General features: G+C 62.3%; 15 protein-coding genes and 1 pseudogene. 4 read left to right on the forward strand and 12 right to left on the reverse strand.

The genetic code is table 11. From position 1 onward, the window contains the following. Nucleotides 1-144 precede the first annotated feature (144 nt). Nucleotides 145-1,785: a Na+/H+ antiporter gene (locus SERRSCBI_RS15460; protein WP_016927100.1), complete on the forward strand. Its 1,641-nt coding sequence runs from the start codon at nucleotides 145-147 to the stop codon at nucleotides 1,783-1,785. Nucleotides 1,786-1,822: 37 nt separating this feature from the next. Here SERRSCBI_RS15460 and SERRSCBI_RS15465 read toward each other — a convergent pair whose 3' ends face one another. Beyond that, nucleotides 1,823-2,578, reverse strand: a complete 756-nt coding sequence (locus SERRSCBI_RS15465) for a glycosyltransferase family 2 protein (protein ID WP_042784980.1) — start codon at nucleotides 2,576-2,578, stop codon at nucleotides 1,823-1,825. A 319-nt stretch (nucleotides 2,579-2,897) separates the two neighbouring features. Here SERRSCBI_RS15465 and SERRSCBI_RS15470 point away from each other — a divergent pair, with 319 nt between their 5' ends. Continuing rightward, nucleotides 2,898-3,140 (forward strand): hypothetical protein, encoded by a 243-nt coding sequence (locus SERRSCBI_RS15470; RefSeq protein ID WP_042784981.1) that lies wholly within the window; start codon nucleotides 2,898-2,900, stop codon nucleotides 3,138-3,140. 6 nt (nucleotides 3,141-3,146) lie between these two features. Here SERRSCBI_RS15470 and SERRSCBI_RS15475 read toward each other — a convergent pair whose 3' ends face one another. Continuing rightward, nucleotides 3,147-3,776 carry a serine-tRNA(Ala) deacylase AlaX gene (locus SERRSCBI_RS15475; protein ID WP_033651838.1) on the reverse strand — a complete coding sequence of 210 codons (630 nt, stop codon included), beginning with the start codon at nucleotides 3,774-3,776 and terminating at the stop codon, nucleotides 3,147-3,149. Nucleotides 3,777-3,861: 85 nt separating this feature from the next. On the opposite strand from SERRSCBI_RS15475, the gene SERRSCBI_RS15480 reads away from it, so the two are divergent. Then, nucleotides 3,862-4,797 (forward strand): LysR family transcriptional regulator, encoded by a 936-nt coding sequence (locus SERRSCBI_RS15480; RefSeq protein WP_042784983.1) that lies wholly within the window; start codon nucleotides 3,862-3,864, stop codon nucleotides 4,795-4,797. On the opposite strand, the pseudogene alkB reads toward SERRSCBI_RS15480, so the two are convergent. Beyond that, nucleotides 4,780-5,426: pseudogene (alkB, locus tag SERRSCBI_RS15485) on the reverse strand (DNA oxidative demethylase AlkB). The gene SERRSCBI_RS15480 and the pseudogene alkB overlap by 18 nt on opposite strands. A gap of 139 nt (nucleotides 5,427-5,565) precedes the next feature. Between alkB and rarD the strand changes: the two are divergent. Beyond that, the gene (rarD, locus tag SERRSCBI_RS15490) at nucleotides 5,566-6,444 is read left to right on the forward strand and encodes an EamA family transporter RarD (protein ID WP_033643705.1); all 879 of its coding nucleotides are present in this window, start codon (nucleotides 5,566-5,568) and stop codon (nucleotides 6,442-6,444) included. Nucleotide 6,445: 1 nt separating this feature from the next. On the opposite strand, the gene dhbA is transcribed toward rarD, so the two are convergent. The 9 genes from dhbA to citX form a co-directional block, all read right to left on the reverse strand. Beyond that, entirely contained in the window at nucleotides 6,446-7,204 is a 759-nt protein-coding gene (gene dhbA, locus SERRSCBI_RS15495; RefSeq protein WP_039565253.1) for a 2,3-dihydro-2,3-dihydroxybenzoate dehydrogenase, read from the reverse strand. Between the two features lie 100 nt (nucleotides 7,205-7,304). Then, nucleotides 7,305-8,495 carry an isochorismate synthase MenF gene (locus tag SERRSCBI_RS15500; RefSeq protein ID WP_042784986.1) on the reverse strand — a complete coding sequence of 397 codons (1,191 nt, stop codon included), beginning with the start codon at nucleotides 8,493-8,495 and terminating at the stop codon, nucleotides 7,305-7,307. Nucleotides 8,496-8,684: 189 nt separating this feature from the next. Next, nucleotides 8,685-9,377: a 4'-phosphopantetheinyl transferase gene (locus SERRSCBI_RS15505; RefSeq protein ID WP_042785751.1), complete on the reverse strand. Its 693-nt coding sequence runs from the start codon at nucleotides 9,375-9,377 to the stop codon at nucleotides 8,685-8,687. A gap of 34 nt (nucleotides 9,378-9,411) precedes the next feature. Then, nucleotides 9,412-9,783 (reverse strand): DUF86 domain-containing protein, encoded by a 372-nt coding sequence (locus SERRSCBI_RS15510; RefSeq protein WP_042784987.1) that lies wholly within the window; start codon nucleotides 9,781-9,783, stop codon nucleotides 9,412-9,414. Further along, on the reverse strand, nucleotides 9,780-10,070 hold the full coding sequence (locus SERRSCBI_RS15515; protein WP_015378435.1) for a nucleotidyltransferase family protein: 291 nt from the start codon (nucleotides 10,068-10,070) through the stop codon (nucleotides 9,780-9,782). Before SERRSCBI_RS15515 ends, SERRSCBI_RS15510 begins: the two co-directional genes overlap by 4 nt. A 119-nt stretch (nucleotides 10,071-10,189) precedes the next feature. Beyond that, on the reverse strand, nucleotides 10,190-11,419 hold the full coding sequence (gene agp, locus SERRSCBI_RS15520) for a bifunctional glucose-1-phosphatase/inositol phosphatase (RefSeq protein ID WP_042784988.1): 1,230 nt from the start codon (nucleotides 11,417-11,419) through the stop codon (nucleotides 10,190-10,192). Between the two features lie 146 nt (nucleotides 11,420-11,565). Further along, entirely contained in the window at nucleotides 11,566-13,029 is a 1,464-nt protein-coding gene (locus SERRSCBI_RS15525) for an anion permease (protein WP_033643712.1), read from the reverse strand. A 25-nt stretch (nucleotides 13,030-13,054) separates the two neighbouring features. Beyond that, nucleotides 13,055-13,939, reverse strand: coding sequence for a triphosphoribosyl-dephospho-CoA synthase CitG (gene citG, locus SERRSCBI_RS15530; RefSeq protein ID WP_033651844.1), 885 nt, complete (start codon nucleotides 13,937-13,939; stop codon nucleotides 13,055-13,057). Continuing rightward, nucleotides 13,920-14,468 carry a citrate lyase holo-[acyl-carrier protein] synthase gene (citX, locus tag SERRSCBI_RS15535; protein WP_033651845.1) on the reverse strand — a complete coding sequence of 183 codons (549 nt, stop codon included), beginning with the start codon at nucleotides 14,466-14,468 and terminating at the stop codon, nucleotides 13,920-13,922. Before citX ends, citG begins: the two co-directional genes overlap by 20 nt.

Here is a 14,468-nt window from a genome sequence, read left to right on the forward strand (position 1 = left end):
CGGCCTTGCTCAAGTGCGCTTTCTTTATCGACAGCGGCCGCCGTGGCCGCTGTTCAGCCTTGCCCGACGAGCCCGCCTGAGGGGCGGCATGCAGAAAAACCGTTTGATAACGGCGAGAAAAATTAAATCCACAAAAGGTTCACGATGGAAACATTCTTCACCATATTGATCTTATTGCTCACCGTCTCGTTGTCCGGCGTCGTGACGCGCATATTGCCCTTCCAAATCCCGCTTCCGCTGATGCAAATCATCGTTGGCGCCGTGTTGGCCTGGCCGCAGTTTGGGTTGCATATCGACTTCAATCCCGAGCTTTTCTTGATGCTGTTTATTCCCCCGCTGCTGTTCGCCGACGGTTGGAAAACGCCGGCGCAAGAGTTCATCCATTACGGCAGAGAAATCCTTTGTCTGGCCCTGGTGCTGGTGATCATCACGGTCGTCGGGGTGGGTTATCTGATTCACTTCCTGCTCCCGTCAATCCCCCTCGCCGCCGCATTTGCCCTGGCCGCCGTTCTGTCGCCAACGGACGCCGTGGCGCTGTCCGGCATCGTCGGTAAAGGACGCATGCCCAAACCCGTGATGAGCGTAATTGAAGGGGAGGCGCTGATGAACGACGCCTCCGGGTTGGTTTCCCTCAACTTCTCCATCGCTGTCGCGCTCGGCGCGATGGCGTTTACCCTGGAGAGCGCCTTTCTGACCTTTCTTCAGGTATCGATTGGCGGGGTGCTGTGCGGCATCATTATTGTCTTTCTCTATAATCAAATGGTTAAGTTCATCCATAAATGGATGTATAACGATTCCGCCACCCAGATTATTTTCTCGCTGTTACTGCCCTTTTCCTGCTATCTGATTGCGGAAAGAATCGGCGTATCCGGCATCCTGGCCGCCGTCAGCGCCGGCATGATGATTGGCCAATCCAAAGTGAATCGCAGCATGCCGCTGGTGCGTTTACGCACCAATAATATTTGGGAAATGCTCGAGTTCGTGTTTAACGGCATGGTGTTTATTCTGCTTGGGCTGCAGCTGCCGGGCATCTTGAACTTCACCGTGGCGCAAACCGGTATCGATCATTCCATCAGCCTGGAGACGCTGCTGGCTTACGTGGTGATCATCTATTTTAGTTTGATCGCCGTGCGTTTGATTTGGCTGTGGCTGATGAAGGTCGGCAGCGCGACCCTGATGCGCAAAGATCCGCTGTTATTTTCGAAATTCAGCACGCGCGATCTGTTCGTCGCCGCCTTTGCCGGGGTGCGAGGGGCGGTGACCCTGGCGGGCGTGCTGTCAATTCCGCTGTTTCTATTGGATGGCTCGCCATTCCCGGGGCGGTATCAGCTGGTGTTTATCGCCTCGGGAGTCATCTTGCTGTCGATCGTCGTCGGCATCGTCACGCTGCCCTTCCTGTTGCGCGGCAATCTGCCGCCGGAAGAAGATCAGGAAGAGGCTTTCTCCGTTTCAGAAGCCTTGGCGAGCGCGGCGACCAAGGCCGTCAACGAAACCAAGGAAAAGCTGCTCGTCGCCCCGCCGGACGACGCCACGCCGGAACTGATTGAAGAAACGACGCGGCGGATGCTGGACGTGCTGCAACGTAAAATTCTGACCAAAGAAGACGTTAAGAATATCGTGGCGCTGAAGCGGCTGGAAAAGCAGCTGTACTTAGCCTCGTTGCACGCAGAAAGAGAAGAGCTGTACCGGCTGCGCCGCATGAAGAAAATCAGCCATGAGAAACAGAGAAAGCTGCTGCATCGCATTGATATTACTGAGGTGCTGATCGCTGAAGACAGCGTTTAAACGAGGAGATGAAGGCGGTTTCGCCCGCCGCCTTCGGCTATCTGTGGTACCACGCCTTGAAATACTTCAAAAAGCTGTAGGACACCGCGTAAACGCCGGTCACGGCCCCGACCCGGCCCGCTTTCCAGGCGCCGCTGAAAATGTACCACTTGAAAAATGCGCCGATGGCGCTAATCACCCCACGGAGAATCGATGGCCTTATCGCCTTGTATTTCACCACGCGCGCCGTATAGCTGTTCAGCTTGGCAAACACTTCCTCGATTGAGAAAAAAGTGTCGTGTTTAACGTGCCCGGCCAGTATCAAGGTGGATGCGCCCCCTTCCGCCGCATCATCTACCGGCGCATCATTGAACTTCACCACCTGGCGATGAAAAAAGCGAATGGGGTAATCCGGTGACGAGACGGGATAAAGCGTTCTGACCGCCTGTCCCAACACAAACCAATCGCGACGAATGCGATAGGCGTTATTTTTGTCGGGGCCTGGGGTGCGCTTGAAAAGCCGCATCGCGTCGACCGCTTCATCATCCATGATCTCATCGCTGTCCAGGCACAAAACCCAGTCATGTCGCGCGCGGGATATGGCGTAATTCATTTGCCGGCCATGGGTTTCAAACGGGTGATAAAGAGGCTTGATATTGAAGTCGTCGCAAATGGCCAAGGTGCCGTCAGTACTGCCCGAATCCACCACGATGATTTCATCGGCGAACGCCGCCACAGGTTGCAACACGTCACGCAGCAGGCGCGATGAATTAAACGTCAATAAACACACGGAAATCCGGTTACAAAAATCCATTTTACAATCCACGACACTGAGAAAATGCAGTCCATGCCAAAAACGGCAGGCGCGCCGTGCAAAAGCGCGCACCCAAAGCGCTTCTCCTGCCCCGAGCGCCTCTTCAATTAAGTATTTAGAATATTGGCTGCCCTGTCATGCCCTGGATGATGGCATCTGACTATTTCATAAATTTCAATAAAATCAATGATTAACCTGAATTAAGCTCGGGCGTTCACCGCACCGGCTCACGCGCCGGCGGGCGCCGAGCGCGAGAGCGGCGCTTGGCGGCGCTTTGGTTTTGTTATAACGTATCAAAAAAAGCAAAGGGAAGACGACGATGAAAATCCAGCTGTCGCTGCTGTTTCTCAGCCTGTTGGCCGGCAAGGCTGCGGCGTTTCAGTCAAAAGTGCCCGAGCCGCGCACCGAACAGGCGCGTGCGGCGGAACAGAACATCGAAAATCTGTTTTACGGCTTTCACGCTATGGACGCCCAGCCGGTGAATATCGGCCGCTGTGAGGCGGTGCCGGTGGCGGGATGTCAGTGCGCCTTCTGCACCCAGCTGCGGCAGGCCGGGCACTGACGCTTTTTATTCCAGCGCATACTGCACGATCAGCTGCCCTTTCTTCATCTTTACGCCGGTAATCGCGATCGCGCCCACCTCGCCCAACGTGGCGACATGCGTGCCGCCGCAGCCGTAGGCGGGCAGATCGCCGAAACCGATCTGGCGCATCCCGTCCACCGCCTGTTGGCGACGCGGCAAATCGGCGGCGATCAGGCGCGCCAGCTCCGCGTGTAAAAACGCCGCCTCCAGCGTCTGTACGTCCGGCCCCGGCGTGAACGTGATGCGCCCTTCTCCCGGCCAATGATGCGCTTTCATCGGCCGCCAACCGCGGGTTTCCCCCAGCCAGCCGATCAGATGGCCGCCGGAGTGCCAGCGGGCGTGCAGCCGGCGTTGCGCTTCGTCGACCTGCATATTGACCGGCCCGATCGGCAGCGGCGCCGCGGTATAGTGCAACACCCTATCCCCCTGCTGCTGCACCCGCAACACGGCGACGCCGTTCAACGCTCCCACGTCGGCCGGCTGCCCGCCGCCCTGCGGGTGAAACAGCGTGGCGTCCAGTTCCACGGCGTAAGCGCCCGCCTCGGCCGGCTCACAGCTCAACACCTGCGCCTGGCCCTGTAAATCGTCGCTGTAGTAATAACGTCGTTCGGTCATCATTTTTCTCCTCGGTTCGAAGAGCCATTATATTCATGTCATAATCGGAGCATAATCCGCCGCCATCACAATGGACCTTTGCGTCATGAGCACAAATCTTTCTTACACGCTGTTGGCCGAAATGGCCGTTTTCGTCCAGGTCGTGGAGAGCGGCAGCTTTTCCGCCGCCGCCCGCAAACTGGGCGCTTCACCTTCCGCCGTCAGCCGCAGCGTGGCGAAGCTCGAACAGGCGCTGGCGCTGCAGCTGCTGCACCGCACCACCCGTAAACTGCGGCTGAGTGAAAGCGGCGAAGAGGCGTTTGCGCACTGCCGCACCCTGCTGGCGGCGGCCGACGCGGTGATGGCGATCGGCGGGCGCGGCGCCGCAGAGCCCGAAGGGCTGGTCAGCGTCAGCGTGCCCAAGGCGGTAGGCCGTTTCGTGCTGCATCCGCACATCCCGGAGTTCCTGCGCCGCTACCCGAAGGTGGACGTGAGGCTGCGGCTGGAAGATCGTTATATGGATCTGATCGACGACCGCGTCGATCTGGCGCTGCGCATTACCGATCGCCCGTCGCCGGGCTTGATCGGCCGTCAGCTGATGCGAATAGACCACCTGCTGTGCGCCACGCCGCACTATCTGGCGCAGCACGGCGCGCCGCAGCACCCGCACGATCTGGCGGCGCACAGCTGCATCTATCTGGGAGAAACGCCGAGCGACGCGCAATGGAAGTTCCGCCGCAGCGGCAAAACGGTGACGGTCAACGTGCGCGGCCGCTACGCCGCCAACCACACCGGCGTGCGGCTGGATGCGGTGAAACGGCATATCGGCATCGGCAGCCTACCGTACTTTACCGCCCGCCAGGCGCTCGACGAGGGCGAGATCGTGCAGGTACTGCCGGAATGGGATTTCCTCAGCAGCTATCACGGTGGCCTGTGGTTGCTTTACGCGCCCAACCAGTATCTGCCGCCCAAACTGCGGGTGTTTATCGACTATCTCGTCGCCTGCCTGGCGCAGGAGCCGCAGCTAAAGCGCCTTGCGTAGCGTGATGTTGATGCGGTGCGGCCCCACCAGCGAGTGGTAGCCTTCTTTGACCGGCAGGATGCCGTGGAAACAGAGCCGCGACGGGCCGCCCACACCACCACGTCGCCGTGCGCCAATGGGATGCGCCGCGCCCGGTCGCTGCGTTGCAGCCCGCCGAACTGAAATACCGCCGGCAACCCGAGCGACACCGAGACGATCGGCGCGCCGAAGTCGTGCTCGTCTTTATCCTGATGCAGTGACAGCTTGCTGCCCGGATCGTAACGGTTCATCAAACAGGAATCCGGCACGAAGGGGCCAAAGCCCGCCTGCTGCGCGGCTTCGTCCGCCAACGCCATCAGAATAGGCGGGATCGGCGGCCAGCGTTTGCCGCTGCGCGCGTCGCGTTCCGAGTAACGGTAGCCGCGGCTGTCGCTGGTCCAGCCGTTGCCGCACCAGCTCATCGCCACCGACATCACGTGCCCGCCGGGGGTGGTCAAATGCTGCCACGGCACCTGCGCCACCACGCCCTGCACCGCCGCCAGCAGTGCCGGCCCGTGATCGCGCACAAAGCCGTGCATCACCACCGCGCCGGGGGCGATCTCTTCACGCCACGGCGGCGGCAGCGCGTCTTCAAAAAGATCGATTGTCATCGCCAAAGCCTGTATGAATACACAGTATCCATTGTAACCCGACGCCGCCGATTGTCCAGCGCCCGGCTGCGCCATTGTCGTTGGCGGCAAATTTCTCTACAGTAGCCGCCATAAAATCAATCACTCACCAGGAATACGTGTGATTAAGGGCATCACTCTTTCGGTCGTCGCCTCCATCTTGTTCGGCGCGATGTATTACTTCACCTCTACCCTCACCCCGCTGAACGGCGAACAGGTCTACGGCTGGCGCACGCTGCTGACGCTGCCGTTCCTGACGCTGTTCATGGCGCTGTCTGGCGATTGGCGCAAGGTGAGCGACACGCTGGTCGGGATAGGCCAACGGCCGCCGCGTCTGCTGGGCCTGCTGCTCACCTCGGCGCTGCTGGGGGTGCAGCTGTGGCTGTTCCTGTGGGCGCCGCTGCACGGCAAGGCGCTCGACGTGTCGCTCGGCTATTTTCTGCTGCCGCTGACCATGGTGCTGGCGGGCCGTTTGATCTACCGCGATCGGCTGTCGCTGCTGCAAAAACTGGCGGTGGCGTGCGCCGTGGCGGGGGTGGGCAATGAGCTGTATCAGGCGGGCGGCGTATCGTGGCCGACGCTGGTGGTGGCGCTGGGGTATCCGCTCTACTTTATTTTGCGGCGGCGTTTCGGCACCGACAATCTCGGCGGCCTGTGGTGCGAGCTGACGCTGATGCTGCCGGCGGCGGCCTGGTTCGCCTTCGGCGACGGCGGCGCGGCGGCGCTGCAGATCAATGCCGAGCTGTATTGGCGCATTCCGCTGCTCGGCGTCATCAGCGCCGTGGCGCTGGTGTGTTACATCCTCGCCAGCCGCATGCTGCCGTTCAGCCTGTTCGGCCTGCTGAGCTATGTGGAACCGGTGCTGCTGGTGCTTGTCGCGCTGCTGCTCGGCGAGAGCATCAGCCAAAGCGAATGGCCAACCTATCTGGCGATCTGGCTGGCGGTGCTGCTGCTGGCGGCGGAGGGCGCGCGGCACCTGCTGCGCCGCCAGCGGGTCTGACTCAGGCGGCCAGCGTGGCGCCGCCGTCGATCACGATGTCCTGCATGGTGATGTGGCTGGCCAAATCCGAGGCCAGGAACAGCACCGCGTTGGCGATCTCGTCCGGACGCGCGATTTTACCCAGCGGGATCCCCAGCTTGAACATCTCGGGGAAGCCGGCGATGGTGCGTTGCTGCGCATCGTCGGTCTGCCACATGCCGCGCTGCATCGGCGTGTCGGTCGAGCCCGGCGACACCAGATTGCACCGCACGCCGAACGGCGCCATCTCCAACCCCACGCAGTGGTTCAGGCTGGTCAGCGCCGCCTTGGAGGCGCAGTAGGCCGCCATCTGCGCGCGCGGCACGTGCGCGGCGTTGGAGCCGATGCTGACGATCGCCCCGCTGCGCTGCGCCTTGAAGTGCGGCAGCACGGCGCGGAACAGGTAAAACGCCCCCGAGGCGTTGACGTTGATGCACTGGTGCCAGTCATCCACGCTCAGATCTTCGGTATTGCCCATGCGCAGAATGCCGGCGGCGTTGACCAACACGTCCAGTCGCGGGTTCTCCGCCAGCTGTTGGCGGCACACCGCCTCCACCTGCTCCGGCCGGCTGATGTCCAACGTCACGCAGGGGTAAGGCAGATCCGGATTGGCGAATTCTCGGTCAAACCCCACCACCTCGGCGCCCTGGGTTAAAAAGTGGCGGGCGATCTGCTCGCCGATGCCGCGCGCCGCGCCGGTCACCCACACGCGTTTGCCGGTGAAATCCATCTGAATGCTCATGCGCGCACCGCCATCCGGGCGCACCGCCGGGTCATGTTGTTGTTCATCGTTGTCTCCTGCGAAAGGCTATGACGCGGCGCGGACTGCGCCGCAAAGAGGCCTACAGCGCGCCGCTGTTCAGGCCGAAAGCGTTGAGCATGGTGCCCAGTTTGGCGGTGGTTTCCATCCACTCGGACTGCGGCGTCGAGGCGGCGACGATGCCCGCGCCGGCGAACAGCCGCACCCGGTTGCCGCGCAGCAGCCCGCTGCGGATGACGATCGCCCACTCGCCGTCGCCGTTGGCGTCGCACCAGCCGACAATGCCGCTGAACAAGCCGCGATCGTGCGGTTCCAGAGCGGCGATCAGCTGGCGGGCGCTCTCGGTCGGGAAGCCGCACAGCGCCGGCGTCGGATGCAGCAGGCAGGGGAGCTGCATCACGTTGAGATCCGGATTCAGCAACTCGCCGCGAATGCGGGTGGACAGGTGCCACATGGTGCCGGTGCTGAGCAGCGACGGGCCGCTGGGCACGCTCAGGGTGGCGCACAGCGGCGTCAGATGCCGACGAATATCGTCGATCACCAGCTTGTGTTCGTATTTGTCTTTGGTCGAGCGCATCAGGCGCTCGCTGCCGAGGCGATCCTGCTGCGGATCGTCCTGCCGGCGCGCCGAGCCCGCCAGCGGATTGGTGTGGATCTCGCCGCCCTGCTTGCGGATCAGCAGTTCAGGGCTGGCGCCGATCAACACGCTGCCATCGGCCAGCGGCAGGGAGAAGTGGTAACCGGTCGGGTTCTGCACCATCAGGTTATTGAGGATCCGGTGGCCGGCCACCGGTTGTTCCAGCTCGATATCGAGGATGCGCGACAGCACCGCCTTGTCCAGCTTGCCTTGTTTAAAGCGGCTGACCGCTTCCGCGACCGCGTGTTTGAATCGCGGTTCGTCTGGAATACTGGTGCAGGCGACCAGGCGATGCGGCTGTTGCAGCATCGGGCGCGCGGCGCGGATAAAGCTGTCGTTGGCGACGAATCGGCTTTCTTCAGGTATATACAGGCAGGAAGGCCGGCGCGTGTCGAACGGAATGGCGCCCACCACCACCGGGGCCGCCTGGCCGGCGGCTTTGGCGCGCGCCAGCGCCTGGCGAATATGCTGCGCCAGCGCGCTGCCTTCCTGCTCGCCGCCGAACGCCGGCGTCTCGATACGCTCAAACACGCCGTGGGCGGAGAGGGAACGGAATTCTGACCGGTACAAAAAGGTCGATTGTTCGGCGTACTCAAACCCGGAGAAGGTTTGGTTTTCTGTCGTCAGTGTCGCCACAAGACCACTCCTTTGTTGCGCCTCACCAATGATAATGTTTATGCGAATAATTATCATTAGCTGTAAAGGGTGGGTAAATTACACCGGATCCCCACCGTCGGTCAATCTCCGATGAATGAATCTTTCCGCACGCCGCGGCAAATTCGCGTTACGCCACAACAAGAAATAACACACTGTTATTATTGTGTTTTAGCAAAAAATAAAAGTCGTGACATCGTCACCTTCACGCCAAAACCGCCCGGCGAAACGCCGTCCGGCGCAGCAATGCGGCGTCAACGTGGTGAGCAGCGCCAATTCGAACGTCTGCCGCTGCGCATCCACCGCCACCATCCGCGCATCAAGAAAATCGAAATATCGGCGCACCTGCGGGTACAGCGCTTTGAACAGGCTCTCTTTGGCGGAAAACGTCAGCGTCAGCAGCTCGTTGAACGGCAGCGTTTCGCCCAGCAACGTCTCGCGCTCCACCGGTGAAACGATCGCGCTCCACAGCTCCTCCGCTCGCGCCACGGACAGCAGCGTCTCCACATCCAGCCCAACGCCGCCCAGCCCGCTCTCTCGGTGTACGGCGCACAGCGCGGTATGCGAATTATGGCTTAGCGCCCCGGCGATGCCCGGCGGCCACTGCGGCGCGCGATCTTCGCCGCGCGCCAGGGTGAAGTCGGCGAAACCGAGCGGCGCCAGCAGCTGCCGCGCCAGCACACGCCCGGCCAGATACTCCGCACGGCGTTTCGGCACCGCGCGCGCCAGGTGGTCCGGCAGCGTAAAGCCCGCCTCGGGAAAACTGTCGTCGCGATACTCCGCCAGCGCAAACTGGCAGCGCGCCACCTGGCCCGGATAGCCGTCCGGCGTGAAAAATTCGATATTGCGGATAAAAGTGGGGATCCGGCAGGAATCAGAGTCACTGCCCAAAGAAAGCTTAATCACCGTCGTTTAACTTCTCAGCATCCTGGCGTACTGCCACCAGCTGTGTAAGCAGTTCCGGCAACGCCGTTTGCACCGTCGCCCAGACCACTTCAAGGTTGATATCAAAATAACCGTGCGCAATTCGATTACGCATGCCGCGCATGTTTCGCCAAGGGATTTCAGGATGGCGTTGCGTAAACGCGGGGCTGCCATCCATGATTTTCGTCACGGCTTCACCAATAATAATCAGGCTCATAATGACCGCCTGCTGAGTGCGTTTATCTTCGATAAAATCTACCGCCGCCAAGCCATCAACGAAATCGCAGGCATCCTGCGCCGCCTGTTGCATGTGACTCAGATAATCGACCAACCGCGCATCTTTCATACCGGCTGGGCCTCCGCCAAAACCTGCTGGCGAAAGGCCGGCGGCAAATCGAGCGGCGTCAGTAGATCCACCTGTATGCCCAGCAGCGCTTCCAGTTCCGACTGCAGCCCCCCCAGATCAAACAACGTGGCGCCCGGCAACGCATCGACCAACAGATCCAAATCACTGCCCTCCCGATCGGTGCCATGCAGCACCGAGCCGAAAATACGCGGATTGGCAGCAGGGAACAGCCCAACCGTTTTTCGGATCGCCTGGCGATGTTCTGCAAGAACAATGGATGGTCGCATGGTTTTATCTCCCCGTTACACCTAACGAAATGCTAGGTGATCGGTTGAGGGGATTCAAGCACAATCCCCCGGCAGCCGCGCCTATGCCTCTCCCCCGCATTCGGGAGAGAGGCCGGGCATTACAAGATGCCTTTCATGGTCTTCTCGAAATCGCTCCAGGCGCAGAAGCCGTCTTTATCGATCGGGCAGCCTTTCAGCGCCAGCGTCACGCGCTGCGGCGGGGTTTGCAGCGTCAGCGGCGTCGCCTTGCGCAGCTGTTCGGTGGACTGATAGACGTACTCGATCTTCAGCAATTCACGGTCGTTCTGCGCGTCGCGCCAGCGCTGGAATACCAGTTTGCCGCCGATCGGCGTTTTCTCGTACTGCTGCGGCAGCTGATACGGCTGGAACTGCATGGCCGACAGCAGCGAGGCGATATTGGAGTCGTGGCCCACCAGCACCGTCAGCTTCGGCGCGTCCGGTTTGCGCTCGCCCAGCAGCGCGTTGTTGATGTAGGTCAGCAGCGGCTTGGCGACGTTCTGCGCCACCACCGGCGAGGTGAACAGCGAATCCTGATAGCCGTCTTTCAACTGCGCCAGCTGCTGCCACTGGTGCGGCGTGGCGATTTTGCCCCAGGCCACCTCTTTCATCGGGAAACCTTCGTAGTACTGCAGCATAAAGGCGTCCACCAGCGAGTTGCCCACCCGCAGCGGGCCGGTGACGCCCGGCTCTTTGCCCGGCACCGCGCTCATCACGCTGGCTTCTTTGGTCAGGTCGCAGTGTTTGTCGGTCTTGCAGGCGGCGGAATCCTTGTAGTCGATGATCTTCGCCAACTGCTGATAAGAGGCATCCAGCTTCAGCGATCCCAGCGCGGCGTTCATCGCCGCCAGCGCCTGCTGGTTGAAGGCTTCGCTGGTGTCGGTGATGATCGGGTTGAAGGTCGGATCCATCTCGCCCATCTTGTCCTGATGGTGCACGCTGACGTCGCAGCCCGGGAACGCGCCATTGCTGAAGAACTGCGCGGTGGCCACCGTGCGCTGCAGGCTGTTGGCGTAGACGTACACGCTGCCGGCGGTCGGGCAGCCCTCTTGCGGCAACAGGCCGGTCTGCTTCAGCCAGGCGTTGAAATAGTGCCCCATATACACTTCCAGCACCCCGCCCTTGGTGGTCAGCTGGCCGCCCGGCGTTTCCCAGGCCGGCCAGGCCTTCGGCGTGGACTGCGCCAGCACGCTGCCGTTGTTGGCCAGCGGCGCGCGCAGGTTATGGCGGCTCATCACCAGCACCTGTTCCAGTTGATAACCGCCGGCGTCCGCCAGCGCGTTCCCGGTGAATAACAAAGGCAGGCACAGCAATAACGTTTTTTTTCTCATCCGCAGAGGCTCCCGGAAAATGATTATTTTTAAGGTGTTAGCGTTTGCCTGCGTATGATGGCGGGGTTAGTGTGACAAGTGTGTGACAGGGCTCACGGGAAAAGATCGTACCAGCGGCCACCGGGCGGCGACCGCTGTGCGTCAACTCAGTACCACAGGCTCATGATTGGCCAACCGATCAGCAACAGCGCGGCGATGTACACCACGCCGAGAATGCCGCCCAGGCGCCAGTAGTCTTTCGACTTCACATAGCCGCAGCCGTAGATAATCACCCCCGGCCCGGTGGCGTACGGCGTCAGCACGCCCATAATGCCGATCGACAGCACCAGCAGCATCGACAGCTGCTCCATCGGCACGCCCGGCAACCCTTTGCCGACCGCCAGGATCACCGGCAGCATGGTGGCGGTGTGCGCCGACAGGCTGGCGAACAGGTAGTGGGCGAAGTAGAACACCAGCACCAGCGCCACCACCGTCATGTTCGGCGAAAAGCCGTCCAGGTGGGTGCTCATGGTTTGGGCGAACCAGTCGATAAAGCCGGAGCGCGTCAGGCCGTTGGCCATCACCACCAGCGTCGCCAGGTTAACCAGCGTATTCCAGGCGCTGGAGTATTTGGTAATGTCTTTCCACGACACCACGTGCAGCGCCAGCATCAGCGACACCGCCAACAGGCACACCGCGGTGGCGTCCAGCACCTTGCCGCCGAACACCCACAGGCACAGGCTGAGCAGCACCAGGCCGATCAGGGTGTACTCCTTGCGCGTCAGCTTACCCATTTCCCCCAGCGCGGTATTCGCCCAGGCGGCCACTTCGCTGCTGTGGGTCACGCCCGGCTTGTAGAGGTAGTAGGAGATCAACGGCGCGATGATCAGCAGCAGCAGGCCGACCGGCAGGAACGCCAGGAACCACTGCATCCAGCTGATGTGCACCCCGGCTATTTTGCCGACGAACTCGATGCCCAGCACGTTCGGCGCGGCGCCGGTGACGAACATCGAGGAGCTGATGCTGGTGCCGACCACCATCATCCACATCAGGTAGCCGCCGATGCGGCGCGAAGAGGGATCGTTAGGGAAGGAATCGAACAGCGGCGGCAGGTTTTTCACCACCGGGAACACCGTGCCGCCGGTGCGCGCGGTGTTGGACGGCGTGAACGGCGCCAGCAGGATATCGATGATCACCACCGCATAGCCCAGCGTCAGCGTGCGCTTGCCCATGAATTTCACCAGGAACAGCGCGATGCGCCGCCCCAGCCCGGTGGCCTCGTAGCCCAGCGCGAAGATAAAGGCGCCGAACACCAGCCAGACGGTGGTGCTGGAGAAGCCCGCCAGCCCCCATTTCAGCGCCTCTTTACCGGCCTTGAAACCCGGCTCCGCCAGTTCCTGCGCGCCGAACAGCACCCAGTTGGCGCTCAGCACGCTGACGGTCACCGCGATAAAACTGATGGCGGTGGCCGGGATCGGCTCCAGAATCATGCCGACGATCATCGCCACAAAGATGGCGAAATAGTGCCACGCCTGCGGCGGCATGCCGTCGGGCACCGGTATCAATAACAGGATCGCGAGCACCGCCAGCGGCGCTATCGCTTTCCAGATCTTTTCCTGGGTTTGGGACATAGGGACTCTCCTGAAGGCTTGGTTATTATTCTTGGGCACCCAGCTGCGCCAGCAGCCAGGTCACTATCAACAAGTCGGCGCTGCCGCCGGGGCTGAGGTTGCGGGCAATGCAGTCGGCATCGAAGCGCCGCAGGCGCGCCAGGCCCGCCTCCCCCGCCGAGCCGCCCTGCGCCAGCAGCAAAGCCGCCCGGCGCCGCAGCCAGCGCAGCCCGCGCAGGCCGCCGCGCGAGGCGACGTTGGTGTCATCGTTGTGGGCCATCAGCCACAGCAGGCTGTCCAGCAGCGCCCGCTGTTCGTCGCCGCCGGCGGCCAGCCGTTGCCGATACAGCGGCAGCGCGCCGTCAAGCACCAACCGAAAACCGGATTCCGCCTCGCCGCGCGCGCCGCTGAGGCCATACGCAGCGAACAAGCGCTGGCCGGCGGTCTGCCCGGCGTTGTTGCATCGCAGTTCGCTGTCCACCAGCCCTCGGCACATCGCCGCCACTTCGGCGCATAACGATGCGGCGCTGATGGCCCGGCCCTGCTGCTGCAGGCGGCCGAAGGCGGCGCACAGCAACCCGAGTGAGAACACGCTCCCCTTATGGGTGTTAATGCCGCCGGTGGCGCGAAACATCTGGTTTTCGCAGGCCAGGCCGAGCGGCCGCAGCCGCGCCAGCTGCCGCTCCGCCGGCCGGCAGGCGTCTTCGCGGCCGCGCTGGATAAAACGCGGCAGCCACACGCCGATGGCGCGGGCGCTGCGGTAGAAATGCCCAAGATCCATGTCGCGATGGGCGCCGGTGTTATGGCGATCCACCAGCCCCGGTTTGGGCGTGAGGTTGACCTCCACCAACAGCGCGCGAAAGGCGGCGCGGGCGAAGTCGCAGGCCGGCTCGGCTCGGCGGGCGGGTGGATTAATCGGCAGAGATCGCATCGTTGAACATCCTTTCCATTTCTTGCAGCAGCTGCTCGCTGCCATGCCGCCGCTGGCGGGCGCAGATCTTGGCCGGTTGGCCGCACAGCAGGCAGCGCCGCGCCGGCAGGCCGATGTCGCGGCGCGATAGGATTCGCCCCTGCGCATCCAGCACGTCGATATCCCACAGCCGGCCGATCGGGCGGCTCACCTCCAGCTGCATGGCGCAATCTTTTACCCGTTGGGCGTCGGCGCGCAGCGCCACAAACCCTTCGCAGCCGGTGGCGAGCGCCAGCGCCTCGGCCTGCGGGCTCGGCCAGCCCTGTTCGGCGCACAGCCGCAGCAGCGCCGCCCACCCGAGGTTGAAGATGCCGCGCGTCAACGCGCTGTCCTTCACCGGACCGGGCACCACCAGCGTCAGCACCAGCAGCGTGCACTCGTGCTGCGCCAGCCACGCCTGCTGGCGCGCCTGTCGGCATTCGCGGCTGGTGAGCAGCTCCGGCAGGCTGACCGCACGTTCGGCGGCCAGTTGAGGATCGACGGCGGCCAT

Origin of the sequence: Serratia sp. SCBI, from assembly GCF_000747565.1 — a bacterium.
In the GTDB taxonomy this organism is placed as follows: Bacteria; Pseudomonadota; Gammaproteobacteria; order Enterobacterales; family Enterobacteriaceae; genus Serratia; species Serratia ureilytica.